Origin of the sequence: Motiliproteus sp. MSK22-1, from assembly GCF_001968815.1 — a bacterium.
Classification (GTDB): Bacteria; Pseudomonadota; Gammaproteobacteria; order Pseudomonadales; family Balneatricaceae; genus Motiliproteus.
Genome location: NZ_MIEQ01000021.1, coordinates 93698 through 118813 on the forward strand (window position 1 = coordinate 93698; position 25116 = coordinate 118813).

Annotated in this window: 20 protein-coding genes; 11 read left to right on the forward strand and 9 right to left on the reverse strand. The window is 48.8% G+C overall.

Going from position 1 to position 25116, the window contains the following annotated elements; all coding sequences use genetic code 11:
* Positions 1-35: 35 nt before the first annotated feature.
* On the reverse strand, positions 36-932 hold the full coding sequence (locus BGP75_RS03060; RefSeq protein ID WP_083704595.1) for a LysR family transcriptional regulator: 897 nt from the start codon (positions 930-932) through the stop codon (positions 36-38).
* Positions 933-1029: 97 nt separating this feature from the next.
* Here BGP75_RS03060 and BGP75_RS03065 point away from each other — a divergent pair, with 97 nt between their 5' ends.
* On the forward strand, positions 1030-1755 hold the full coding sequence (locus BGP75_RS03065) for an NAD(P)-dependent oxidoreductase (protein ID WP_076715041.1): 726 nt from the start codon (positions 1030-1032) through the stop codon (positions 1753-1755).
* Between the two features lie 96 nt (positions 1756-1851).
* Here BGP75_RS03065 and BGP75_RS03070 read toward each other — a convergent pair whose 3' ends face one another.
* From BGP75_RS03070 to betI, 8 genes are all read right to left on the reverse strand, one after another.
* Positions 1852-3153 carry an alkaline phosphatase family protein gene (locus BGP75_RS03070; protein WP_076714984.1) on the reverse strand — a complete coding sequence of 434 codons (1302 nt, stop codon included), beginning with the start codon at positions 3151-3153 and terminating at the stop codon, positions 1852-1854.
* Positions 3154-3322: 169 nt separating this feature from the next.
* On the reverse strand, positions 3323-4912 hold the full coding sequence (locus tag BGP75_RS03075) for an alkaline phosphatase (protein ID WP_076714986.1): 1590 nt from the start codon (positions 4910-4912) through the stop codon (positions 3323-3325).
* 508 nt (positions 4913-5420) lie between these two features.
* A complete protein-coding gene (gene choV, locus BGP75_RS03080) occupies positions 5421-6614 on the reverse strand; it encodes a choline ABC transporter ATP-binding protein (protein WP_076714988.1) in 1194 nt (397 codons plus the stop codon).
* A 2-nt stretch (positions 6615-6616) separates the two neighbouring features.
* Positions 6617-7462 (reverse strand): choline ABC transporter permease subunit, encoded by an 846-nt coding sequence (choW, locus tag BGP75_RS03085; RefSeq protein WP_076714990.1) that lies wholly within the window; start codon positions 7460-7462, stop codon positions 6617-6619.
* A 114-nt stretch (positions 7463-7576) separates the two neighbouring features.
* Complete coding sequence (locus tag BGP75_RS03090; protein ID WP_083704596.1) at positions 7577-8536, reverse strand: choline ABC transporter substrate-binding protein; 960 nt, start codon at positions 8534-8536, stop codon at positions 7577-7579.
* Between the two features lie 109 nt (positions 8537-8645).
* Entirely contained in the window at positions 8646-10337 is a 1692-nt protein-coding gene (gene betA, locus BGP75_RS03095; RefSeq protein ID WP_076714992.1) for a choline dehydrogenase, read from the reverse strand.
* Between the two features lie 59 nt (positions 10338-10396).
* Complete coding sequence (betB, locus tag BGP75_RS03100) at positions 10397-11857, reverse strand: betaine-aldehyde dehydrogenase (RefSeq protein ID WP_076714994.1); 1461 nt, start codon at positions 11855-11857, stop codon at positions 10397-10399.
* A gap of 134 nt (positions 11858-11991) precedes the next feature.
* Positions 11992-12657, reverse strand: coding sequence for a transcriptional regulator BetI (gene betI / locus BGP75_RS03105; RefSeq protein ID WP_076714997.1), 666 nt, complete (start codon positions 12655-12657; stop codon positions 11992-11994).
* A gap of 380 nt (positions 12658-13037) precedes the next feature.
* Between betI and minC the strand changes: the two genes are divergently transcribed.
* The 10 genes from minC (at position 13038) to BGP75_RS03155 (ending at position 24977) form a co-directional block, all read left to right on the forward strand.
* Entirely contained in the window at positions 13038-13823 is a 786-nt protein-coding gene (gene minC, locus BGP75_RS03110) for a septum site-determining protein MinC (RefSeq protein ID WP_076714999.1), read from the forward strand.
* 257 nt (positions 13824-14080) lie between these two features.
* Positions 14081-14896, forward strand: a complete 816-nt coding sequence (gene minD, locus BGP75_RS03115; RefSeq protein ID WP_076715047.1) for a septum site-determining protein MinD — start codon at positions 14081-14083, stop codon at positions 14894-14896.
* Positions 14896-15165 (forward strand): cell division topological specificity factor MinE, encoded by a 270-nt coding sequence (minE, locus tag BGP75_RS03120; protein WP_076715001.1) that lies wholly within the window; start codon positions 14896-14898, stop codon positions 15163-15165. Before minD ends, minE begins: the two co-directional genes overlap by 1 nt.
* A gap of 546 nt (positions 15166-15711) precedes the next feature.
* On the forward strand, positions 15712-17310 hold the full coding sequence (locus BGP75_RS03125) for a DUF6531 domain-containing protein (protein WP_076715003.1): 1599 nt from the start codon (positions 15712-15714) through the stop codon (positions 17308-17310).
* A gap of 15 nt (positions 17311-17325) precedes the next feature.
* Complete coding sequence (locus tag BGP75_RS03130; RefSeq protein WP_076715005.1) at positions 17326-18903, forward strand: DUF6531 domain-containing protein; 1578 nt, start codon at positions 17326-17328, stop codon at positions 18901-18903.
* Positions 18904-18932: 29 nt separating this feature from the next.
* On the forward strand, positions 18933-22736 hold the full coding sequence (locus tag BGP75_RS03135; protein WP_076715007.1) for a putative Ig domain-containing protein: 3804 nt from the start codon (positions 18933-18935) through the stop codon (positions 22734-22736).
* A gap of 24 nt (positions 22737-22760) precedes the next feature.
* Positions 22761-23546, forward strand: coding sequence for an RHS repeat domain-containing protein (locus BGP75_RS27560; RefSeq protein WP_076715009.1), 786 nt, complete (start codon positions 22761-22763; stop codon positions 23544-23546).
* Positions 23530-23985 carry a hypothetical protein gene (locus BGP75_RS03145; protein WP_143820966.1) on the forward strand — a complete coding sequence of 152 codons (456 nt, stop codon included), beginning with the start codon at positions 23530-23532 and terminating at the stop codon, positions 23983-23985. The genes BGP75_RS27560 and BGP75_RS03145 overlap by 17 nt, the downstream gene beginning before the upstream one ends.
* Positions 23986-24112: 127 nt before the next feature.
* Positions 24113-24610, forward strand: coding sequence for an RHS repeat-associated core domain-containing protein (locus tag BGP75_RS03150; protein ID WP_076715014.1), 498 nt, complete (start codon positions 24113-24115; stop codon positions 24608-24610).
* Between the two features lie 13 nt (positions 24611-24623).
* Positions 24624-24977 carry an ankyrin repeat domain-containing protein gene (locus tag BGP75_RS03155; protein ID WP_076715017.1) on the forward strand — a complete coding sequence of 118 codons (354 nt, stop codon included), beginning with the start codon at positions 24624-24626 and terminating at the stop codon, positions 24975-24977.
* The last annotated feature ends 139 nt before the right edge of the window (positions 24978-25116 follow it).

Sequence of the window (25116 nt, forward strand, 5' to 3'; positions counted from 1 at the left end):
AGAACCGAAAGGTTCTGCTTTTTTTTTGCCGGGTTCTATAAAACCAGACTCAATTCATCAGCAATAAAATCAAAGACTCTGCGAACCCTCAGGTTGGTTCGTAGTTCTTGATGGCATACCAACCAAACAGGCAGTTGCATAACCGGACCCATGTGTTCAAATGCACGAACAAGGCTTGGTTCTTGATCGCCCATCTGTTCAGGAAAGAAAATCACACCCAGGCCTTCCTTGCACAGTCCCAATTGTAATAGCTGAAATGAAGTCATCAGTTGAAAGTTCTGTTTCGATAGCTGCCAACCTTGTTGGCTGAGTACATCTGATACTGAGGTACTTCGATCAAAACCAATGATCTGAATCTCCGTAAGTTCAGAAAAATCTGAGAATACTGGTAGTTGCGCCAGGTACTCTTGCGTTCCATAAAGCCAGATAACTTCTTCCCCTAGTTTTTTGGCGATCAAATCATTCTGTGTTGGGCGAAAACTCCGAATTGCTATATCTGCTTCTCGTCGTTTGAGATCGCTGGGTTCGTTAGTCACAATCACTTCAATATCAATACCCGGTTCTTCTCGCCGTAATTTCGCGATAATTTTTGGTAACCGAAATGCTGCATCTAGCTCTCCGGCAGAAACAATCACAGAGCCTTCAATCTGTTGAGATTGTCCGGTCGCAGCTAATGAAAATTGCAGAGCGGCGTTACCCATTGAACGTGCGTGTTCTAATAATTCCATTCCACTGCCAGTCAAGACTAGACGCTGCCCAACTCGCTCAAATAACCTGATACCCACCTCGGCTTCCAGCGCCGCAACCTGGCGACTGAGTGTCGGTTGTGTCATGCCCAATGCCTTTGCTGCCGCTGATAGAGTTCCTTCTTCTGCGGTAACTAAAAATGCGCGAGTGTGGTTCCAATCGAAGTTTACAGAAGCCCAGTTCATACAAATATGCATACCTGTTATGCGATGTTACTGATATTTATTTTAATATTGTATAAGTATAGTGATTGCCAATGAATTGATATTTGAAGAACAGCCTATGACTACTCTCGTTGTTGGAGCAACTGGGGCAACCGGTCGCTTATTGGTCAAGCAATTACTTGCTCAAGGAGAAAAGGTAAAAATTATCGTCCGCTCAGTCGATGATTTGTCGGATCTCATAAAGAAAAATGATCAGTTAATAATGACTGAGGCCAGCCTATTGGAAATGACCGATGCTGAACTCTTTGAGCAAGTTCAAGGATGTCGTGCAGTGGCTTCATGCCTGGGTCACAATTTAACCTTTAAAGGAATGTTTGGTCAGCCTCGACGTTTAGTAACCGATGCGGTTCAACGCTTATGCTGTGCCATTGAGAAAACAACAGCTGAGGTTCCGGTAAAGTTTATTTTGATGAATACCACCGGCAATCAGAATACGCTGGCGGGTGAAAAAGTGTCTTCAGCACAATCCATTGTTGTTGGATTGATCAGGCACTTGTTACCACCGCATGCGGATAATGAGACAGCTGCTGCATACTTGCAATCGAGTTTCGGAACTCATCAAAAGCGCATTGAATGGGTTGCCGTTAGGCCTGATAGCCTGATCAACGAAGAATCAGTCACTGATTATGATGTCTATGCATCCCCCATTCGCAGTGCCATTTTTGATGCCGGTAAAACGAGCCGAATCAATGTAGCCCACTTCATCTCGCAGTTGATCATTAACGATAACACTTGGGAAAAATGGAAACGCCAAATGCCTGTGATTTACAATGCTGCTTGTTGATGCTGATAAGAATACTGTGGGTTCTTAACCTGATAAACCATCAGCGCTGTCGTCCATCGACAAGAACATGGGTAACATTATCAAGACTAAAAGCTGTTAAACCGGATTTAGAGGCTCGAACAACGGTTGAATAGTCCAGTCGGTTTCAACGTTCATCAGTGCGGCCAGGGTCGGCGCCACTTGTCCCGCCAGGCCTAAACTGACACTTCCCTTCGGTACTCTTGGGCCGGCAAAGATACAGAAACGATAATCTGCTTCGGTGCCGGGCCGCATTCCATGGTTGGACTGGTATTTGGACTGGCCAGTGGTTTTTCCGCTGCTGTTGGCGTCTCTTTCAAAGCTCAGTAGCTTACCTGCCGGGGGGGCAAATACCAGCAGCTCTCGTCGTCGGTCTTCTGGAAGAAAGTCATTACACCAGGGCTCTATACCCACCTCTGCCAGTGTTGCGGTAACCTGTTGTTCTTCGTTTACCGATCTTGGGGCTACCAAGAGCATACCTCCTTCGCTGGACCAGCGAGTCCCCTCCGGTAGTAACCGGTCACAATAGATTGCGTCCGGCATGGGGCTATGCCCATGATCGCTCATGATGGCCAGGTTGTAGCTATCCAGTTGCCCTCCTTGACGCAATCGTTCCAGTAGCGTTCCTACCTGGGCATCGGCGGTGCGCAAAGACCATTCAGCCATGGAGTGCTCGGCTCCATAGGCATGAAGGTAATAATCGGTAATACCTATTTCCAGCAGGATTAAATCAGGGGATTGTTCAGAGTTAGCTAAACCTGCAGCAATATCCATCAGTTGCTGGTCCGCGAGCATGCCTAATGAAAGCCTGGTCGTACTATCCGGGGTAGAGTTCTCTGAAGGAGAGCCATCAGTAGCATGCTCACCGAAAGGGTTAACGACCTGAGTTGAAACTCCAGCCGATTTTAAAGCTTCAATTCGACGATCGGGATCAAGTTCGCGTCCTTCCATTGTCCACTGTATGTCTGTTGGATGCGGGGATTCTCCTCGCGCACGGTTCATCACATCGTCCACCCACCAGGGGTTGTGATAAACATTACAATCCTCAGGGCGGACCATGCCGTAACCAATCCCTGCTACATCTCGTCCGGCGGCCTTGGCAAAACCGGCGATGGTGGGGGTACGAACATCGTAGGCTGTTGACCAGCGAAACTCCTTACCATCCCAAATCTTGTTGCCGTAGACGCCGTGATCAGCAGCGGGACGACCGACAATCATTGAGGTGCGTCCAGGGAATGAAGTACCGCAGACCTCTGGCGTCAATGCTTGAACTTGCATGCCTTGTCTGGACAGCGCATCCAAATGTGGCATCCAGGAGCGACGTTGCTCAAATAGCTGGGCACTGATGCCGTCGATCATAATCAGGATAAGTTTGTTCATAGGGTGTTTCTCTGGTCCAGCACTGGCTTGTCTTGATTTGTGAATGGTTTTAATAACAAATAGCTGCCCGGTCCGACGTAGCACCGGGCGGTATTGTGAGTTTTATTGTTCCGTATTTTATCCCGGCGGCTGTTATTTGTTGTCTCGCTTTGCCTCTATGTCCTTTGTCTTAGCGCAGTGCCTTGATAACGAAGTTTGCCCAGTCTGTCGTGTGTATCAAACCATTGAATTGACTCGTGACAGAATCGGGCCCCCAGGCGATCACCGGGACCGGTGTACTGGTGTGGGTACCAGTAGCCCAAACGGTATTCTGTTGCTTTCCAACCACCGTTGCCAGCAAGTTATGTCGTACTTCAGAGCCGTAAACAAAAAACTCTTTATATTCATTTACTTTAGGGAAGGTCTTTGCGCTCAGGTAACCGTGTCCTTCGACAAAATACTCGTTGTCCTCAGTTTCCAGTACTCTGGCTGCTTCCGCTTCTGAAATGTCAAAACTGGTATGCTGATTGACCAGTTTGGCCAGCGCCGCCGGGGTTTGATCTGCCGTTGCCAGGCTGTCAAATTTGCCGAAAATATCGACATAAGAAGCAGACTGCTGATAGATTCTGTCGAGAGTGTTGAAGTTGCCAAAATTATAGTTAGGTTTAAATTGAGTCCCCTCAAACACTTTGCCCGGCAGATCTCGACCTTCCGGTAAACTGTTGCGGGAGTAGCTAAAACCAAAGCCACCGGTTTCATGGTCAGCCGTTACCACAATCAGGGTATCGTCCCGGCCTTTGGCCCATTCATGCAGATATTCGACGACACCGTCCATTTTTAGCATTTCGTGCAGCATATAGCCGGTATCATTGTCATGAGCAGCCCAATCAATCAAACCTGATTCCACCATCAGGAAGAACCCTTTATCGTTTTTCTCCAATATAGATATGGCTTTCTGGGCCATTTCTTTCAATGTGGGCGTGGTACGCTCAGGATCTTGGCGGTTGAGGCTCTCTTCTATACCGTTAAGGGTCTGGGAATAGGCGAACAGGCCCAGTAGCTTGTCACCACTGGCGGCTTCCAGTTGATTTCTGGTAAAGGCTAGCTGGTAACCCAAGCCGCTGGCTTCCCCTAACAGATTACGTTCATCTTTGCGTTTTGATTTGATGCGTACAGCGCCATCTGTAAGCCTGGTGAGCTGAGCATGGACATCGCCCGTCTTATCATTGGCTCCTTGGGGTATCCAGTGCCGTAAACCTCCACCGAGCATGACATCAACGTCATTGTTAAGCATATCAACAGCGATAGCGTTTTCTTTGGAACGGTGAGTCTGGTGTGCGGCAAAACCAGCGGGTGTGGCGTGAGTGACACGGGTGTCGCTGATCAGGCCGGTGGCTTTACCCATTTTCTCAGCGATTTCCAGCATGGTTTCTGTGGCATGACCATCCTGGTCGGCGCCTATCATTTCAGATCCGGACATTTTGCCACTGGCAAACTGGGTGGCAGAGGCGGCAGAGTCTGTAACCAGGACGTTAGCGGCATCGGTATAGGCCAGTCCAAGCACACCGTCTTTGGCTAATTTTTCCCAGGCACTTTCACGGTTTTTGTCCTTGTAGATTGAATTGGGCGCATGTTTTACGTAACTGTTCAGTAGGCCTACTTGTTGCGGTCCCATACCGTCGCCGATCACAACGATGACGTTTTTTATCTCTCCTGCATAGGCACCAGTGGCCGACAGTGCTGCCGCTCCCAGTGTTATTGCCCAATGTCGTAAAGCCATAATCTGTTCCTCATTTTTATTGTTGTATAAGTGCTGTTCGCATTTGCGTGAAGTCACTCAATATCGCTAACTGTTCTCATTGGTGATCGTTTTTACGTAACTGCTCGGAGCAGGATGTTTGAGGAACATCATGGCAAACTGGTGGCCTAAAAAAAATGGAGTATTTCACAGTGTTATGATTAGAAAATCTAATTAATGAATTTTAAGGTTGAGTGTTTAATGGAATAGAAAGTCCTGGGTTTTATTGTTATCTCGTTGATTTTATTTATTGATATACTTTTTATATCTGGTCTTTAATTATTACTATCATATATTCTAATAGTTAGTTATTAGAATATATGATGATCAGAGGCGTTTTATAATTGTTAAGCTGTCTTTTATAAGGCTTGTGATAAGGGCTGTGCTTTAAAGCCCCGCAGGCTTAAAACAACTTGAGGTCGACGTAGACGACAGCCTCTTAAGGAGGCTGCCGTTGTTAAGTTATTGATACTAAAATAACAGATGGTTTTTAAGCAGCATCCGCAGTGAAGTGTTTTCCTAGCAGTGCATGATAGAAATCCTTATCCGAGAGAATACCGACCAGGCTGTCACTTTCATTCAGCAAAACCGGATGGCCGGTACGATAGCGAATTTCAATAGCTTTTCGCATCGATATGTCCGGAGTTGCCATTACCAGAGTATCTTCCCTCAGTTGGTTGATATCTTCTCCTTCCTGCCAATGATGCAGTTGAATGACCTGGCCCTGACGGCTGGCAGATACGACCTGGCCATGAGCATCGGTGCTGACACAGGTATTGTCGTTGCGATTCAGTACCAGCATGTCCTCCAATCTTTCCAGTTGATGGACTCCCGTCATCAGCGAACGACCACGTAGTACGTTCAGTGGATTGGTGTGGGCAACAAAGTCTTCTACATAAGCATTACAGGGATTCAGAACAATATCTTCCGGTTTTCCATGTTGAATGATTCGAGCCGATTCCATGATTGCGATATTGGTACCGATCTTCAGTGCTTCATCCAGATCATGACTAACAAACACAATGGTCTTTTTCAGATTGTTTTGCAGCTCAATCAATTCATCCTGTAGTTGCGAGCGAATCAATGGGTCCAGGGCTGAAAAAGGCTCATCCATGAGCAATATGTCGCTATCCATGGCAAATGCACGCGCGAGACCTACACGTTGCTGCATGCCACCAGACAACTCATGCGGTAGTTTGTCGTGCCATTGATCAAGGCCTACCATTTCCAGTTGTACCATCGCTTTTTTTCGGCGATCTTTCTTACTCATCCCCTGCATTTCCAAGCCAAAGGCCACGTTATCCATTACGCTAAGCCAAGGCATCAGGGCAAAATTCTGGAATACCATTGAAGCGCGATGGGTGCGCAAGTGCAGTAGTGTGGCGGCATTGCAGCTGGCTACATCAACCATCTGCTCACCATCCCGCACCAGCAATTGTCCTCGACTAACCGTATTCAGTCCATTGATAGCCCGCAGCAGGCTGGACTTGCCTGAGCCAGACAGTCCCATCAATACGCAGATTTCACCCTGCTTAACTTCAATGTTAGCGTTCTGAACGCCGACAACATCACCAGTCTGTTCAATAATTTCCTGTCGGCTTTTACCCTGATCCAGTAGCTCAAGGCTACGTCGAACGTTTTTACCAAAAACAACGTCCAAATCTCGAATGCTGACTGCTGGCATGATTAGCCCTCCTCTTTAGCGCCCGGCGCTTTACAGATTCGATCCAGGATGATTGCCACTAATACAATCGCCAGACCGGCTTCGAAGCCTTGAGATATGTTGACGGTATTGAGAGCACGGATAACAGGTTTGCCCAGACCATCTGCACCGACTAATGCAGCAATGACCACCATAGACAGGGAAAGCATGATGCATTGAGTAATGCCTGCCATGATGTTTGGCATCGCAGCAGGAAGCTCTACTTTATAGAGCAGTTTAAAAGGAGTTGCGCCAAAGGCTTTGCCTGCTTCGAGCAGATTTTCCGGAACACGGCTGATACCCAGATAAGTCAGCCGAATGGGCGCAGCAATCGCAAAAATAATGGTGGATATCAGGCCGGGCACCACACCCAGGCCAAATAAAACCAGCGTTGGAATCAGGTAGACGAAGGTGGGTATTGTCTGCATCAAATCAAGGATTGGCCGCAAAATGGTATACATCCAGGGTTTATGGGCAGCGACAATCCCGATTGGTATTCCGACCATAACGGACAAGGTTGTAGCTGCGAGCACCAGTACAAAGGTTTCCAGCATTTCCTGCCAATAACCAAGATTCAGGATGAGCATCAGCGCCGCAACAACAAAGATCACCAAAGGAATGCTGCGATGCAGAGCCCAGGCAAGTGCTGCTGTCATGGCCATGGGGACGAAAGGAGGAAACCACTGAAATATTTCCACCATGGAAATGATCAGCCATTCCAGGGAGATGGAGATGGCATCGAAGAAGTCTGAGGCGTTAAAAGTCAGCCAGTCGACGAATGCTTCCATCCAGCTACCTAGTGGAAGTTTGTGTTCTGTAAGCCAGTTCATCGTATTACCTAATCAATCACAGATGAAGGAGGTGCGCGTAGCGTTCACCTTGAGAGCTTGTCAGTGAGTGGCGTGAGTCAACCGTTGACTGACAAGCTCCGGGGATGTTTGCAATCAGAGTTGCAGGTGGCTGCGTACGGAGCTAAGAGCCGATCCGCCGTCTTTGCTGGTGACTCCTGAAAGCCAGTTTTCCAGTACCTTAGGGTTATTTTGCAACCATGCTCGGGCTGCTTCTTTAGGGTGTTGGCCATCTTCAAGAATGGCGCCCATCAAATCGTTTTCCATTTGCAGAGTAAAGCTAAGATTTTGAAGAAGTTGTCCGACGTTTGAGCAATCTTTCAGATAGTCTTTACGAACGTTGGTATAGACATTTGCGCCACCGTAGTTAGGGCCAAAGTAGTCGTCACCGCCAGCCAGGTATTCCATCTGGATGGCAGAGTTCATTGGATGTGGAGCCCAGCCTAAAAATGCCACCCACTGCTTGCGCTTGGCTGCGCGCGAGACCTGGGAAACCATACCGGCTTCACTGGACTCAACCAGTTTAAAACCTTTCAGGTCAAAAGCATTCTTATCGATCATGTCCTGAATTAAGCGGTTGCCATCATTACCTGGCTCGATACCGTAGATCTTGCCTTTAAACTTGTCCTTAAACTTGGCGATATCTGCAAAGCTTTTAACACCGGCGTTGTAGACATACTTAGGAACGGCGAGCGTGTACTTGGCTCCTTCAAGGTTGGCACGAACAGTTTCCACACTACCATCTTCACGGTATTTGGCGATATCGGCCTCCATGGTTGGCATCCAGTTACCGAGGAATACGTCAATGTCTTTGTTGGCCATAGAGGTGTAAGTTACCGGGACGGACAGCAACTGGGTGCTGGTTTCATAGCCCAGGCCTTCAATGACTTCAGAGGCGATAGCTGTGGTGGCGGTAATATCTGTCCAGCCAACATCTGAGAAGCGCACCTTGTCGCACTGACCCGCAAAAGCCAGGGATGCAGACAGTCCCATAGCGGCAACGATACTGCCTTTCAGGATATTCTTAAAGTTGGTTTTAGTCTGTCGAGTCGTCATGAGTTTTTCACCTTGTTTTTGTTGTGTTTGCTCTTACGCTTACAGTGTTTATCTTTCGTTTAAGTGCTGCTTCTTCAAGAGCTACTTTTCCGAGTGTTGATTTTCAAAATCACAGAGCACGCTTTTGTTTGCCGATTCGTTGGCGCTGTTGCCACTCCGGATCTATCCAAACAGCTACGTTTGCTTCTGGCAGAGGTGCTTTGCCGAGGATCATATCTGCGGCTTTTTCTGCCACCATAATGGTGGGGGCGTTCAGGTTGCCATTGGTAATGGTTGGAAATACTGAAGAATCCACCACTCTTAATGACTCGATACCTCGCACCTGACATGCTGAGTCAAGTACTGCCATCGGATCATTATCTGCTCCCATTTTGCAGGAGCAGGATGGGTGATAGGCGCTTTCAACGTTTTGCTTCACCCAGGTATCTATTTCCTCATCGGTCTGTACCTCAATACCGGGTTGAATTTCATCTCCACGATAGGCATCCATCGCCGGTTGGTTGAGTATTTCACGAGTCAGACGAATGCAGTCCCGCCAGTCTTTACGGTCCTGATCGGTACTGATGTAATTAAAAATAATGCCTGGTTTGGCGTGTGGGTCGGCCGATTTTATCCACACCCGACCACGGCTTTCCGGCTTGTTTGGACCGATATGCACCTGGAAACCATGTCCATCTATAGCTTTGCCTCCGTCGTAGCGCATTGCTGCCGGAAGGAAATGGTATTGAATATTTGGCCACTTCAAACCGGCGCGGGAGCGAATAAAGGCACAGGATTCAAAATGATTGGTGGCCCCCAGTCCGTCTTTGAACAGTATCCAGCGAGTACCGATCAGGCCCTTACTGACCAGGTCCAGCTTGCCGTTCAGAGTAATGGGCTCCTTGCAGTAGTACTGGAAATAAACCTCCAGGTGGTCCTGCAGGTTTTCGCCTACCCCCGGCAGCTCATGAATAACTTCAACGCCTGCATCTTTCAGTACTTGAGCAGGACCGATTCCTGAAAGCTGCAATAGCTGGGGAGAGCCGATCGAGCCTGCTGACAGGATAACTTCCTTAGCTGCCCGGCTTTCCATGATCTTGCCGCTTTTCTCGTATTGGATACCGACGGCTTTCTTGCCTTCAAGCACTACTTTTCGAGTCAGGACTCCGGTTACGACGGTGAGATTCGAACGCTTCATTGCTCTGCGTAAATAGGCATTAGAGGTCGATGCGCGGACACCGTTTTTTACGGTCATATGCATAGGTCCGAAGCCTTCCTGGCGGTGGCCGTTGTAGTCATCGGTGGTGGGATAACCTGCATCTTCTCCTGCTTTGATAAATGCCTGGTAAAGCGGGCTTAGCTTCATCTCATTACCATTGCAGGTCGACAAGGGACCATCACCGCCACGGTATTCATCGGCGCCACCGACCCAGTTTTCTGCTTTGCGAAAATAAGGCAGGCAATTCTTATACGACCAGTTTTCGGCACCCTGTGCTTCCCACTCATCAAAGTCGCAGGCATGACCACGGACGTAAACCATTCCGTTAATAGAAGAGCTGCCACCCAACACCCGACCGCGAGGGCAGTGAAGTGCACGGTTATCCAGCCCCGGCTCTTTTTCCGACTCAAACTGCCAGGCATACTTTGGTGTATTCATCGGGTAGGACAGGGCAGTAGGCATCTGAATAAAAATACTCTTATCACTGCCTCCTGCTTCCAACAGCAGTACCTGGTGTTGACCATCTTCGCTAAGTCGGTCAGCCAGTACACAACCGGCGGATCCCGCACCCACAATGATGTAGTCGTATTGTTTGTTAGTCATTCTGTCACAGCCCGCTTAACTTGATATTTCTATGGCCTACTATTCTGTTTAAAACATCGCTACTGATAAGGACAATCCACATCCCCCAGTTCGATATAAACGCTTTTGGTCTGGGTATAGTGATTCAATGTTTCCAAACCATTCTCGCGTCCAATGCCTGACTGCTTATAACCACCAACAGGCATTTCGGCAGGTGAGGCTCCCCAGGTATTAATCCAGCAGATACCGGCCTGCAGACGGGCGATAACACGGTGGGCACGGGCAAAGTTAGTGGAGAACAAACCAGCGGCCAACCCGTATTCACTATTGTTGGCCCGTTGGATGACCTCTTCTTCATCACTAAAGCGCAGGATTGACATAACAGGACCAAAAATCTCGTCAGTGACGTTAGGCATATCATCAGTGCAGTCGGCAAAAACGGTTGGTTTTACAAAGTTACCCTTATCCAGTCCGTTTTCAGTCGCACGTTCGCCACCACAAACCAAGCGTGCTCCGGCTGCTTTAGCGGCTTCGATATAACCCAGTACCGATTCCATATGACGAGTGGAAACCAGTGCGCCGACTTGGGTATTGATATCTGTCGGATCACCAATAATCATACGTTCCGTTCGCTCGGCCACCTTGGCGATAAACTCCTCATAGAGGCTGTCATGAACAAACACCCGAGTGCCGTTGGTGCAGACTTCTCCCTGAGTGTAGAAGTTAGCCAGTAGTGCGCCAGACACAGCATTTTCCATGTCAGCGTCATCAAAAACGATCAAAGCAGACTTGCCACCCAGCTCCATGGTGACTTCTTTCACGGTGCTGGCTGCATCGACAATCACTTGTTTACCGGTTCCAGTGCCGCCGGTAAAAGAAACTTTGGCAATATCAGGATGACGGGATAACGCCTGTCCAACACGGTAGTCACCGAGTACGACGTTGAAAACGCCATCAGGCATGCCGGCTTCGGTGAAAATTTCTGCTAGTTTTAACGTGGTTAGCGGAGTTTCTCCTGATGGTTTAAACACCATTGTGTTACCGGCAGCCAGGGCTGGGCCCGCTTTCCACATAGCGATCTGCATCGGGTAATTCCAGGCACCAATACCGGCACAAACTCCCAGAGGCTCGCGGCGACTGTAGAAGAAATTGCTTCCCCCCAGGTCCTGCTGCTCGCCGTGAATAGTGGCTGCCAGTCCTGCGTAGTACTCAATAACGTCTGCACCGGTAGCAATGTCGACACAATTTGCTTCCTGAAGAGGCTTACCGTTGTCCTGTACTTCCAGCAGCGCCAGTTCATCATTTCGCTCGCGTAAAATGGCAACTGCGCGCAACAGAATCCGACCTCGCTCGACACCGGTCATTGCTGACCAAACTTTAAAGCCTTCTTGAGCAGAGGCCACCGCTGCGTCCACATCCGCTTCAGATGCTTTTTGTAGAACGGCAAGCTGTTCACCAGTCGCCGGATTGGTGCTGACGAACGTTTCACCCGAGGTTGCTTCCTGGTAGCGACCATGGATATAAAGTTGTTTCTGGCTCATAGCAATTACTCTAATATTTAAAGGCTGAGGCTTTCATTTCTAAAAAGCTGAGGCTCTAATCTTTAAGCGCTGGAAGTGTGATTTTCAGCTTCAGTATTCGGTTTATAGTGTTTCTCAGTTTGATTCTTTTCTGTCTAATGCTTAGTTCCAATCTCTTTATTGACGGATTCGAGTGTTGGACTTGCATATTCAAATGCTCGGTGCTGTTCTAATGTTGCTACCGGTAATTGCTGTTCAAGATAGTCACCAATGATTCGTTGGGCGAGATCGCTGTTAATACCTGAAGGCGTTAATGCCCCTCGCAACCAGATGCCGTCAATTAATGCGGCTATTGTCTGGGCGACAAACAGGGCCTGCTCGGCAGGTAATACTCGCTTTAGTTCCAGTAATAAATGAGACAGCAGCCGCTTTTCGTTAACTCTCTGGAGTCGATAAAGTGAAGGTTCGTGCATGGCCCGGGACCAGAACGCCAGCCAGGTTTTAACCACCTTGCTGTCGAGTTGATGGGGGTCGAAGTTTCCACCGACAATGGCTTTGATTCGACCGACCACATCCTCTGGGTCAGTGGCGGCAAGTCTTGATTTCACTCCTTCTGACAGTTGTCTCAATACCGAGCGCATTGTGGCTTCCAGCAGGCCATCCTTACCACCGAAATAATGGTTGATGATCGCTGGTGATACACCGGCGTAACCGCTGATCATTGCCACACTCGCTTTTTGCAAACCAACGGCATTAATCGCTTCCATCGTAGCGTCGATTAATTGTGGTTTTCTGATCTGTGGCATTCCGACTTTTGGCATCAGGATGAGTCCTGTATTTTTATTAAATGCTCATTTAATTAAATGCACGTTTAATGAAAAATGCACTCTCTTGATGGGATTGTCAAGCAAGTTTCTTCAGAAACTGGATTATTGCGCACAAGGATATGCTGGGGTCGTATTCAGATGAAATAGCCCGTTCTTGTTAAAGGGTATTCATCTCGAATACGAGGTGTTGAGCTTGTACTTTGTTTTCTAAGCGATTCTTTGGAGTTCGTTACTTGCTATCACGATTGTATTGCGTAAAACGCTGAACAAAGCCTGGCCTTGGCAGCGAAATCTTTGTTGATCAGAGCTAACGCCGCAGGGACTGAGCAGGTACACTAGCGCACTGAATTTTAGTGCAAATAAGGAATTGCTCCATGAACGACGTATGCTTCCAGTTAAAAGGAAGTGCTGTTACCGCCATCGTGTTGGAGTTGTATCGTTGTGACTTCGAACTTTTTACAGCTCAATTGGCGGAAAAAATTAATCAAGCCCCGGCATTGTTTCAGCAATCACCGATAGTGATCAGCTTAGAGAAACTGGAGCAAACCTGTAGTGCCGGAGACTTGCAGACCGTTATACAAACCTGTCGAGGGGCAGGTCTGCAGCCAATGGCGTTTCGGGCGGCGAACGAATGGGCAAAATTAGTGTCCACTACAGGGTTGCCTCTGGTGCAGTTGGGGAGTGCTCGCAGTAGTGTTTCAGATACAGTAAGCAGTGTTTCAGAATCGCTAAACCACCCGGAGCAGGAAACATCTGAACAATCAGCTTCTGGCCAATCTGAACAAGAAGTCGAGACCGTAGTCAGAACCGTCATAGAAGAGAAAAAAGTCGTCCAAAGCAGCACGCTTATTTCAAGGCCCGTGCGTTCTGGACAGCAAATCTATGCAGAAGGGGATCTGATAATTCTTGCACAGGTGAGTGAAGGAGCAGAGGTATTGGCTGCCGGAAATATCCATGTGTATGGGCCTTTACGGGGGCGGGCTCTGGCGGGGGTTAAGGGGGATACTGAAGCACGAATTTTCTGTCAAAGTCTGGAGGCAGAGTTAGTTTCTGTTGCCGGTAATTTCAAACTGAGTGATGCGCTGCAAGGTGAACACTGGAAGCAATCGGTACAGGTTGTTCTGGATGATGAGCTTCTCAATATCATTCCTTTGAAATAACTTCTGGTTGAAACAACTGTGGGCTGAACTAGCGGTTCCAAAGCAATAAACGTACGAGAAATAAAGACACAAGAAATTAATGTCCTTCGACGTTGGGTCGATAAAGCCAATTGGAATTAAAAAGCAGCAGGTATGACTGATCATAGAATCGTCAAACTGTCAGTCACCTGTCGTGAATCACTGGTTTAATTCTATTTGTGGTTTAATTCCATCCGTCATTGTGGCAAACAGGTTATCAGCAAGATTTGGAGAATAAATTGTCAAAGATCATTGTCGTGACTTCCGGTAAGGGGGGAGTCGGTAAAACAACCAGTAGTGCTGCCATTAGTACAGGTCTGGCCCAACGTGGTCATAAAACCGTTGTGATCGATTTTGATGTAGGTCTGAGAAATCTGGACCTGATCATGGGCTGTGAGCGTCGTGTTGTCTATGACTTTGTCAACGTGATTAAAGGCGAAGCAAACCTCAGCCAGGCGTTGATCAAGGATAAGCACATCGAAAATCTGTTTATCCTGCCTGCCTCTCAAACCCGTGACAAAGATGCGTTAAATCAGGATGGTGTACAAACCGTGTTGAATGATCTGCGCAAAGAGTTCGAATTTATTGTTTGTGATTCCCCGGCCGGTATTGAGCAGGGGGCGCAAATGGCGCTGTACTATGCTGATGTGGCGATTGTGACGACTAATCCAGAAGTTTCTTCTGTACGGGACTCTGATCGAATACTGGGTATTCTGCAAAGCAAATCCCGTCGAGCAGAAATGGGCGACGATCCGGTTGAAGAACACTTGTTACTGACTCGTTATAACCCGGAGCGGGTTGAAGCGGGAGAAATGTTAAGTGTTCAGGATGTGGAAGAAATCCTGGCGATTCCATTGCTGGGCGTTATCCCTGAATCTGTGACCGTGCTAAAAGCTTCCAATCAGGGCGTACCGGTTATCCGTGACGAAGAGTCTGAAGCAGGGCAAGCCTATAGCGATGCCGTAGACCGCCTCCTGGGTAAAAAGCGCGAGCATCGCTTTTTGGAAATTCAGAAGAAAAAAGGTTTCTTTCACCGTTTGCTGGGAGCCAAATAGTGGGCATCTTTGACTATTTTCGTAGTAAAAAGGAAGACGACAGCGCTTCCGTTGCTAAAGAGCGATTACAGATCATCGTTGCTCACGAACGTGGGCGACGTAAACAGGCCAGCTACCTTCCGAAAATGCAGAAGGAAATTATCGAAGTGATTCGTAAATACGTACCGATTGATGATGATCAGGTACAGATTCAGCTGGATAACAATGACGAGTGCTCCGTACTGGAACTCAACGTCACCCTGCCTGAAGAAGATGCTTTAGTAAAATGAATCGGAGGGGCGTAGTGCGATTGTAAAGCTGGAACATTTAGTTAATCGCGCTACTTTATACTCTTCTTACTAGCAGGATCTTATCTATAACAGATTAGAGCCTGCTTGTTGGAGGACTAGGACTCAGTTTCGTTTGCTTAGTTATCTAAGCCAATCGAGCCTAAGTCAACTTCTACAATCTCCAGCTACTTCCCTATTAATCAGATTATTGACAAATCGATTTATATCGGTACATTTGTCCTGCGTTTGACGCAATGGATGCACCTTTTTTCAATATCCGCCTCAATTGGAAACTTGCCATGGAGTTTTGGCCGATCGCTATGAGTACCTCTATTTACCTCATTAATACTTCTTATTTGCTCAAGTGCCATCCTGCGTCTTCGAAGCTGGCATCGTCTTACTTAGCATTTTGTTTATCAAGTTTTTAGCACCAGTCTATGAGTCTAGATATTCTTCAGTTATCAAATAGTTATTTGCGAGATCTTTAGCCCCGGCATTAGACTAACCAATTTTAACGTGATTACAGCAGTTCAAAAGGATATGGAAATGTTAGCGAGAAGGGACCTAAAGGTAATTGCGGTATTATTGATTTCACTTCTATCATTCCTTAACGCAGTGAGGGCGAATGCTACTTGCGAAATAGTCACTGATGAAGAGAGGTATGAAGAGGGTGTTCACTGGGCCATCCATTGGGGGTCCAGAGCTTACTATCACGGATACACTAAAGCGAAAGCTATCGAACACCTTATTGCCAATGAGCCCAGATTATATTGGAACTACCTAAATGATAGAGCAGAGCTTCTATCTGGAAACGGCTGGTGGGGACACTATGCAGCATTTTATGTTTGTCCTCAAGGACCGGTACAAACAGGAGGTTTATATGGTGAGAACAATTGGAATGATGCACGGTGTGATATTACCCAGGTACCTAGCGAGTTACTCAATCAATGTAGTACTCCCACTGATGGTCCGGGCGACAAATCTGATGGTGGCCCTGCCTGTTATGGTGTTGGTGGATCAGCAGGGGGTGGTGGTTCATCTCCGCAATTTGTCGGCAATCCCGTCAATATTTCCACGGGCAACAAATTCCAGCAGGAAACAGACCTATCTAGTAGCGGCTCTTCATCTTTAATACTCAAGCGTAGCTATAACAGTAGTAACGGCCTTTGGCGTTATAGTTACGGTCAGAAAATCTATAGTGAGGGGACGGATGCTTCTGTTGTGCGCGCTGACGGCAAGACCTTTACTTACACGTTTGCCAATGGAAGTTGGAACTCTGATGGTGATGTTTACCACCTGCTTGAGGAAAACGTCGATGGGTACGCGTGGAAGCTTTCCTTAAAGTCAGGTGCTGTTGAGTATTACGACGATCAGGGGCGTCTAGTCTTGCTAGAGGCTATCCAAGGACAACAGCAGAGTCTGACCTATGTTGATAATTCAATCGTTGTTAGCAATGACGTCGGAGATCAACTGACTCTGGAGCAGGACGATCAGGGTGTACTCCAGAGCGCACTGCTAAACGGAACAGAGAATATCACCTATGGTTATGACCCCTATAACCGCCTGGTTTCGGTGACTCGCACCGACAACACAAGCCGTCAGTATCATTACGAAAATCCCGACTACCCCTTCAACCTCACAGGTATAACCGATGAACGCGGTATTCGTTTTGCTTCCTGGGGGTACGATGATCAAGGGCGAGCTAATTCCAGTGAACATGCGGGGCAGGAGCGCACGGAACTGGTTTTCAACGCCGACGGTTCCACCACCGTCACCAACCCCCTAGGTAAACAAACCACCTACCACTTTGCCGAAATCGAAGGCCTAAAACGCATCACTCAAGTGGAAGGCCACGCCTCTGCTAACTGTTTGGCGGCCAACAAAGATTATACCTACTACGCTAACGGCTTGCTTAAAACCCGCACCGACTGGCAAGGAGTCACCACTCGCTTTGAATACAACGACCGAGGCCTTAAAACCCGTCGTATCGAAGCGGAAGGAACGCCCCAGGAGCGTATCACTACCTGGACCTGGGACCCGATCAAACCCTTGAGCTTAACCCGCACTGAAGGCGGTAAAACGACGCAGTATGAGTACAACAGCTCTGGTCAGATGATTCGTAAACAAGACAGGGCCGCACAATAATAAATGGATAGACCTATGGATAGATATCAAGCTTTCTTAGCGTTAGTTTTTCTTGCAATACCAGTAACTGCAGAGGCTACTATTGCATACTCAAGAGTTGGCGGATGGACGGCTTACCACAGTGGGGAGATGTATTACTACTCCACTCCTGAAGCTGCTATTGATTCAGGGATTGCAAATGCAGCTGGACACAATCTATCTGGAGGACACCACCCAAATGGAGTTCATCCACTTTTGCGTACAGGTTCAGCTACAATAGCAGACGATTGTACACCTTTATACTGTGGTATTGGAGGTGCGCACGGTACGCCATCCGGCTTTTATGATATGACTGCAACAGCTCCTGGATGGAACGTTCTTTTTGGTGTCGAAACTACCATAAGCGCTTATAGAAAAATCATCCCTGAAGGTACTCCTCAAATTGGCCCCATACCGGAAGATGATCGAGAAGTATTCACCCGAGACAATGGAGCACCGCACTGTACGAACCCAGAAATGAGAGATCCCATTCTTATTGCCACTGGCAATAAATTCCAACAGGAAACGGACCTAACCAGCGTTGGCCCTCAGCCGTTAATACTCCGTCGAAGTTACAACAGCAGCGACGGTATTTGGCGCTTTAATTACAAACAACGTCTTGTTGTCAGTGATGCGGAGACTATGCAAGTGGTTCGCCCGGACGGTCAGGCGTTGACTTATACATTAGCGAACTCAACCTGGAGTTCTGATGGTGATGTCTATCACCAGTTAGAAGAAAATGCTGAGGGTTACCCTTGGAAACTATCGCTGCAATCGGGCAGCATTGAGTACTACGATGACCAAGGCCGTGTGGTCTTACTCCAGTCTCCGCAAGGGCAGCTACATACCCTGGACTACGTTGATAACAGCATGACCATCCACAATGCTCTGGGTGATCAATTGGTTATCAACCATAACGATCAAGGATTGCCGATTGATGCGGTGCTCAATGGCACAGAATCTGTAACCTACGAGTACGACGATTGGGAGCGACTAACGTCCATGACTCGCTCGGATGCGACCCGTCGTTTATATCATTATGAGTTTTTTGCTCGCAGCTATCATCTCACGGGTATCACTGACGAACGTGGTGTTCGCTTCGCCACTTGGGATTACGATGAACAAGGCCGCGGAATACTCAGTGAACACGCAGGCCAGGAGCGCACCGAGCTTGTTTATAACGCTGATGGCTCCACCACGGTCACCAATCCCTTAGGTAAACAGACCACCTACCACTTTGCCGAGATTGAAGGCTTAAAGCGGGTGACTCAAGTGGAAGGTCACGCTTCTGCGAATTGCCTCGCTGCCAACAAAGATTACAGCTATTACGCTAACGGCTTGCTTAAAACCCGCACCGATTGGCAAGGAGTCACTACCCGTTTTGAGTACAATGACCGGGGGCTTAAAACCCGTCGTATCGAAGCGGAAGGCACGCCTCAGGAACGCATTACCAGCTGGACCTGGGATCCGGTTAAACCCTTGAACCTGACCCGCACTGAAGGCGGTAAAACAACCACCTATCAGTACAACGCTATGGGTCAGATGATCCGTCAACAAGAAAGCGCCGATCAATAAGGCTTGTGACACTGAATAAGGATGTGAAGATGAAACGATTAGCCATCGCCTGCGGGCTCGGTGCTGCGGTACTCGGTTCCAGTGTTGTCACTGCCGATCCAGAATGGAATTACACCTATAATGCCCTGGGGCTGGTGGAGACCATCGACGGTCCCCGCACCGATGTTTCCGACATCACCCGCAATGATTATGATGCTCAGGGGCGGTTGATCAAAATCACCAATGCTTTGGGTCATACCAGTGAACTCTCGGAATTTACCGCTCAGGGTCAACCCCAGCGCCAGATCGACGCCAACGGGGTGGTGACTCTGATGACCTACCACCCTCGGGGCTGGCTGGCCAGCTCGACGATTAAAGATCCCGGCGGCAATACCGCCTTGGATGCCAGCACCACCTACACCTATGACGCAGTGGGGCAGGTCATCCGCACGACTCTGCCCGGTGGCGCTTTTGTCGAATACGAGTACGACGATGCCCGGCGTCTGACCGCCATGAGTAACCACCTCGGTGAGCGGATGGAATACACGCTGGATGCCGCCGGTAACCGCACCCAAGTGGAGATCAAAGACAGCTCCGGTACCCTGGTCAGTACTCAGACTCAACTCTTTGATGAACTCAGCCGAGTGCTGCAAAATATCGGCGCCAATCACCAGACTACCGGCTTTGCCTACGATAAAAACGGCAATCAAACTCAAGTCACTGATGGGCGCTCCAATGCCAGCACTCAGGCCTTTGATGCGCTCAATCGCCTCGTCACCCAAACTGATCCGGACAGCTTTGAAGTGGGTTATAGCTACGACAGCCAGGACCGGATCAAAACCGTCACCGACCAGCGTGGTCTGGTCACCACCTACGATTACGATGCCTTCGGTAACCTGCTGTCCTTAACCAGCCCGGATACCGGCACCACCACCTACAGGTATGATGATGCCGGTAACCGTATCCAACAGGTGGATGCGCGAGGGGTGATCAGCCACTACAGCTACGACGCCCTGAACCGTCTGACCGCCGTCAGCTATCCGGGCGATCCTGCAGAGAATATCAGCTACCGCTATGACACCGGCACCGGCTGTAACTACTGCATCGGCCGTCGCACCGGCGTCACCGATCACAGCGGTGACATTGACTGGACTTATGACCATCGGGGTAACCTGTCCAGCAAGCACTACCGCATTGAAGGCATCAGCTACAGCCTTGAGTACGCCTATGATTTGGATGGCAATCTCACCCAAATCAGCTATCCCAGTGGTCGCTTAGTCAACTATCTTCGCGACAGTGCCGGACGGATCAGCGCCATCACCACCCAGGAACAGGCCGGCGCCACGGTCGACCCCGTAGTCAGTGGCGTCAGCTATCTGCCCTTTGGCCCCATGACGAGTTACAGCTACGCGAACGGCGTGAGCCAGACCCTCAGCTACGACCAGGACTATCGGGTTCAGAATATCGCGTCTATCGGGACCCATCCGATACTGGATCGGAGCTACGGCTACGATGCCAACAGCAACATCACGACTCTGGCAGACGTTTTAGAGCCAAACAACAACCAACTCTTCGACTACGACAATATCAACCGCCTGATCAGCGCAGACGGTGCTTACGGCCAACTGACTTATGACTATGACGGCGTCGGCAATCGAGTCGCCAAAACCGAAACCAGGGTGGGCGTTCCTCTGAGTGAAACCTATATTTACGCCCCCGACTCCAATCAACTGCAACAAGTGGACTACCTGACCGGAGCCAGTTTGGCTACACGCTCCTTTGACTACAACGCCAACGGCAATCTAACCAAGGACAGCTACATTGGTGGCCCCGTCCGAGACCTGAGCTACAACCAAGCCAACCGCTACCTGGCGGCCGATCTGAATGGTACCCCCCGGGCCGACTACCGCTACAACAGCCTGGGCCAGCGCACCGTTAAAATCGCCCAGGGTTACCTGAAAACCCTGGGAGACCATTACCACTACGATGAAAATGGCACCTTACTGGCCGTGACCGACCGTAATGGCAGCCTCAAGCGCGAATACCTCTATCTGGAGAACCTGAAAGTGGCGGTACTGGTGGAAACCGACACCGCCAATGAATGGGATGAGTTTGATACTCGATCACCAAACTCTCCACCCAGCATTATCTCCATCGCCGGTACCACTGCGCTGGTGGCTCAGCCTTACGCGTATGACGCCGATAACCAGCTGGAAGCGACTGGCATTAGCCTGATCAGTTACCTGCTGATTGAAGGCCCATCGGGAATGAGTGTTTCCAGCAGCGGACTGATCAGTTGGACACCCAGCGCCGATCAGCTCGGCAATCACAACGTAGAGATTGATGCCATCGATGCCAATGGCCAGGGAACCCAACGCTTCAGCATCGAAGTCAGCCCAGATCCGGCTCAAACCCTGCCGCCCACCATCACCTCCAGCGCCAACACCGAGGCCACCGTCGGTCAGCCCTACCACTACGACGCAGACAATCAACTCGACGCCACTGGCACCGACCCGATCACCTACAGCCTGACCTCCGGCCCAAGCGGCATGAGCCTCAGCCCCGAAGGCATCCTGAGCTGGACCCCAACCGCCGATCAAACCGGCAGTCATGGGGTGAGTCTGCAAGCGGATAACCCGAACGGCAACGATAGCCAGAACTTCAACATCCAGGTGATGGCCGCCCCGATGCCAGGCCAGATCAACCTCTCGAACTACGTTATTGGTCGCTATGACAGCGGCCAGGACCTCAACGGGACAGCCACCGTCGAAGACAACGGCAACCGCCTGCGCCTTCAGGGTAACAGCTGGAAGCAAATCCCCTTTCCCTACAGCGTCACCGCCGACACCGTGCTGGAATTTGACTTTCAGAGCAGCGCCCAGGGGGAAATCCACGGCATCGGACTGGATAACGACCGGGGCCATAGCATCAACCGCACCTTCCAGTTATACGGCACCCAGAACTGGGGCATCCAGGACCACCACAACTACTCTGGCGGCAGCCAACACTACCGGATAAAAGTCGGCGACTTCTTCACCGGCCACATGCAATACCTGTTCTTCACCATGGACCACGACATCAGCAACCCGACCGGGGAAAGTGTCTTCAGCAACATCCGTGTCTATGAAGAAGCGGACAACAGCCCGCCAAGCATCACCTCCAGCGCCAACACCACCGCTGTCATCGATCAAGCCTACCACTACGACGCCAACGATCAGTTGGAAGCCAGCGGCGCCAGCCCGATCAGCTACAGCCTGAGCGCAGGACCGGCGGGCATGACCGTAGCCAGCAATGGCACCCTGAGCTGGACACCCACCGCCGCCCAACTGGGTAGCCACAGCGTAACCCTCCAGGCCGACAACAGTTACGGCAGTGACAGCCAGAGCTACAGCATCACCGTTACAGCCGCCGTTGCCCCATTAAACTTCAACAACGAAACCCTCGGCAGCTACACCACCAGCCAGGATCTGGCCGGTACGGTGACCCTTGAAGACGGCGGTCATAGCCTGCATCTGGTGGGTAATCGTTGGCAGCAAATCGCCTTCCCCTACACCCTGACCGCCAATACTGTACTGGAATTTGATTTCAGCAGCAGCGTCCAAGGGGAGATCCACGCCATCGGTTTTGATAACGATCATACCCACACCACCAACCGCACCTTCCAACTCTACGGTACCCAACACTGGGGCATCCAGGATTATCGTAACTACAGCAGTGGAACCCAGCACTACCGCATCGTGGTGGGCGAGCATTACACCGGTAACGTGCAATACCTCTACTTCGTCGCCGACCAGGACATCAGCAACCCCACCGGGGAAAGCGTCTTCAGCAACGTTCGCGTGTATGAACAATAACCCCAGGTACGGGAGAGAAAGACTATGGACAATCGTAACCGCAACCGCCTGAACCGCTTTATCCAGATGGGCCTGGGTTTATTGATCAGCCTGCTGCTTACCAGTCAGGCCCAGGCTGCAAAAGAGCTATTATTTATCCACAACGACCATCTGGGCACCCCGCAGGTGGTGACCGACCAGAATCAGACCGTGGTCTGGGAAGGAAAGCGTAAACCCTTTGGGGAAACGGAAGAGGTGGTCTCGGAGATTGATCAACAGGCGGGTTTTCCGGGCCAGTATTTTGATCAAGAGATGGGCTTATACTATAACTATATGCGGGATTATGATCCGAGTGTGGGACGGTATATCCAGAGTGATCTGATTGGGTTAGGAGGAGGGCTCAATACTTATGGGTATGCCTTAGGGAATCCAATAAAATATAGTGATCCCACTGGGGAGGCTGTATGTGGTGGTTTTTGCGTTGTCGGTGCTCTCTATGTTGTATACGAAGGGTGCATAGCAATTACATATACTGTCACAGCAATTGTCGCTGGAGCCGTTATTGTTGATGAGGTATCTAGGATTGCGGATGCTACTTGTGATGATTGCTCCGAAAATAATAATGATGACGATAAGTGTGATAAAAAGCTCAGTGATGGTTTTTTGAGACACCTTGGTATAGATGCGCATGCTATTAAGCGTGAGATGGTTCCTGGAGGTGGTTGGGGAGCATATAACTTATGTGGATGCAAAGATGGCAGAATACTGTTGAAGAGAAGTAAGGATTGTAAGGATCCAGGTGGAGATGATACTGGTGAAAAATGGAAATAGACCTACAGAGAATAACCCTATAGTGAGGGTATATCTTATGTTTCATTGCCCTCTAGGAACTCCGGCTGAAGCAAGCTTGAGATCCTTCGTTATAGATCTATCAGGGGAGGGACAGTCCTTTTTGAAATGTAATACTTTTCAAGGAAGAGGATCTTCATTGCACCCACCTTTTTTTGCATTTGAAATAGGATTTGAACAAAAAACGTACGATTACGATCAACTGATATCTCGTATAGAGGGTCTGTTTTATTCTGTTAAAAAAAGCAAAAAAATAATAGATAACATTCTTCTATCAAATGATGTCCGAGCAACTTTTGTAATGAATTTCAACTGTCAAAATTCAGAACAAAAACCTGTGTTTGACTTGAATAATGAACAATTAAAATTACTTGGAGATATTGGAGCATCATTGAGTCTTGATACTTATTTTGAGTTCTAGGAAGCAGGATCAGGTACAACATTAAGGAAACCAATGGGGTCAGCAAAACCAATGGGGTCAGACCCTGTGGTAGGCGGGTTTTCCGGGCCAGTATTATGATCCTGAGACTAAACTGTACTACAACTATATGCGGGATTATGATCCTGAGACTAAACTGTACTACAACTATATGCGGGATTATGATTCTAGTATTGGACGGTATGTACAGAGTGACCCGATAGGGCTGGATGGTGGGGAAAATACCTATGGATACGTTTTAGGAAACCCTCTGAACTATACTGATAAGTATGGTAGGGCGGCAGATATGGGGAGTTGTACTTATGAGCAGTGGCGACCTCTTCGAGATGCTGTGCAAACTGCTTGTAAAACGGACCTTTCGTTCGGAAAACCGTTGCGGAAGTGTGAGTACCATAATTCGTGTGAAATCCTTTTTGAAAAAGAAAGTCGATGGCAAGCTTGTGCTGTTGCAAGAGGGGTTCTGTCACACACTTGTTTTTTTGACAGAATTGAAGATCCTAGTGATGGCCATGCAGACGAAACTATAAGTGCAATAAGGCTAAAAGAGGATTGTGCTGCAATAATAGATTCCAAGCCAGAGTGTAAGACTTGTCCTGCTTTCAAATAAAGAGATATTTTTCATGATTAAGGAGTTTTTGGATCATTTTGATTACAAGAGTATTCACGATTCTGACTCATGTGGGGACACTCCACTATATTATGCTGTGTTTCGAAAAGAGCTTGAGATAGCTAAGGAGCTTATTGAGCTAGGAGTTGACGTTAATAAAAAATGTGAGTTCGGTGTAACCCCTATCTATGAAGCTATTGATAAGAGCAACATACCAATGATTAAATTGCTTCTAGAAAATGGTGCTAGAGTAGATATAGAAACAGAAATCGGTGATACAGCGAGGGAACTTGCTAAATACATCAATAATCAGGAAATTCTAAATTTAATAAAAGAATATGAGCGGCAAAAAGGGGACGCCCATTAGCCGTCTCCGGTCAACAGGGCGAGCGAACCTATGACGCATACGCCCTGAGTTAAATAATGCAGATCACTGATACACGCCTGTTTTTTCAGTGGTTGTGCTGTTTTACAGATAAAACGCACCAGTCACCCATCAGGATCTA

Coding starts and splice junctions, on each gene's coding strand:
- BGP75_RS03060 (WP_083704595.1), bottom strand. CDS start 932: ATGAACTGGGCTTCTGTAAACTTCGATTGGAACCACACTCGCGCATTT.
- BGP75_RS03065 (WP_076715041.1), top strand. CDS start 1,030: ATGACTACTCTCGTTGTTGGAGCAACTGGGGCAACCGGTCGCTTATTG.
- BGP75_RS03070 (WP_076714984.1), bottom strand. CDS start 3,153: ATGAACAAACTTATCCTGATTATGATCGACGGCATCAGTGCCCAGCTA.
- BGP75_RS03075 (WP_076714986.1), bottom strand. CDS start 4,912: ATGGCTTTACGACATTGGGCAATAACACTGGGAGCGGCAGCACTGTCG.
- choV (WP_076714988.1), bottom strand. CDS start 6,614: ATGCCAGCAGTCAGCATTCGAGATTTGGACGTTGTTTTTGGTAAAAAC.
- choW (WP_076714990.1), bottom strand. CDS start 7,462: ATGAACTGGCTTACAGAACACAAACTTCCACTAGGTAGCTGGATGGAA.
- BGP75_RS03090 (WP_083704596.1), bottom strand. CDS start 8,536: ATGACGACTCGACAGACTAAAACCAACTTTAAGAATATCCTGAAAGGC.
- betA (WP_076714992.1), bottom strand. CDS start 10,337: ATGACTAACAAACAATACGACTACATCATTGTGGGTGCGGGATCCGCC.
- betB (WP_076714994.1), bottom strand. CDS start 11,857: ATGAGCCAGAAACAACTTTATATCCATGGTCGCTACCAGGAAGCAACC.
- betI (WP_076714997.1), bottom strand. CDS start 12,657: ATGCCAAAAGTCGGAATGCCACAGATCAGAAAACCACAATTAATCGAC.
- minC (WP_076714999.1), top strand. CDS start 13,038: ATGAACGACGTATGCTTCCAGTTAAAAGGAAGTGCTGTTACCGCCATC.
- BGP75_RS03125 (WP_076715003.1), top strand. CDS start 15,712: ATGTTAGCGAGAAGGGACCTAAAGGTAATTGCGGTATTATTGATTTCA.
- BGP75_RS03130 (WP_076715005.1), top strand. CDS start 17,326: ATGGATAGATATCAAGCTTTCTTAGCGTTAGTTTTTCTTGCAATACCA.
- BGP75_RS03135 (WP_076715007.1), top strand. CDS start 18,933: ATGAAACGATTAGCCATCGCCTGCGGGCTCGGTGCTGCGGTACTCGGT.
- BGP75_RS27560 (WP_076715009.1), top strand. CDS start 22,761: ATGGACAATCGTAACCGCAACCGCCTGAACCGCTTTATCCAGATGGGC.
- BGP75_RS03150 (WP_076715014.1), top strand. CDS start 24,113: ATGCGGGATTATGATCCTGAGACTAAACTGTACTACAACTATATGCGG.
- BGP75_RS03155 (WP_076715017.1), top strand. CDS start 24,624: ATGATTAAGGAGTTTTTGGATCATTTTGATTACAAGAGTATTCACGAT.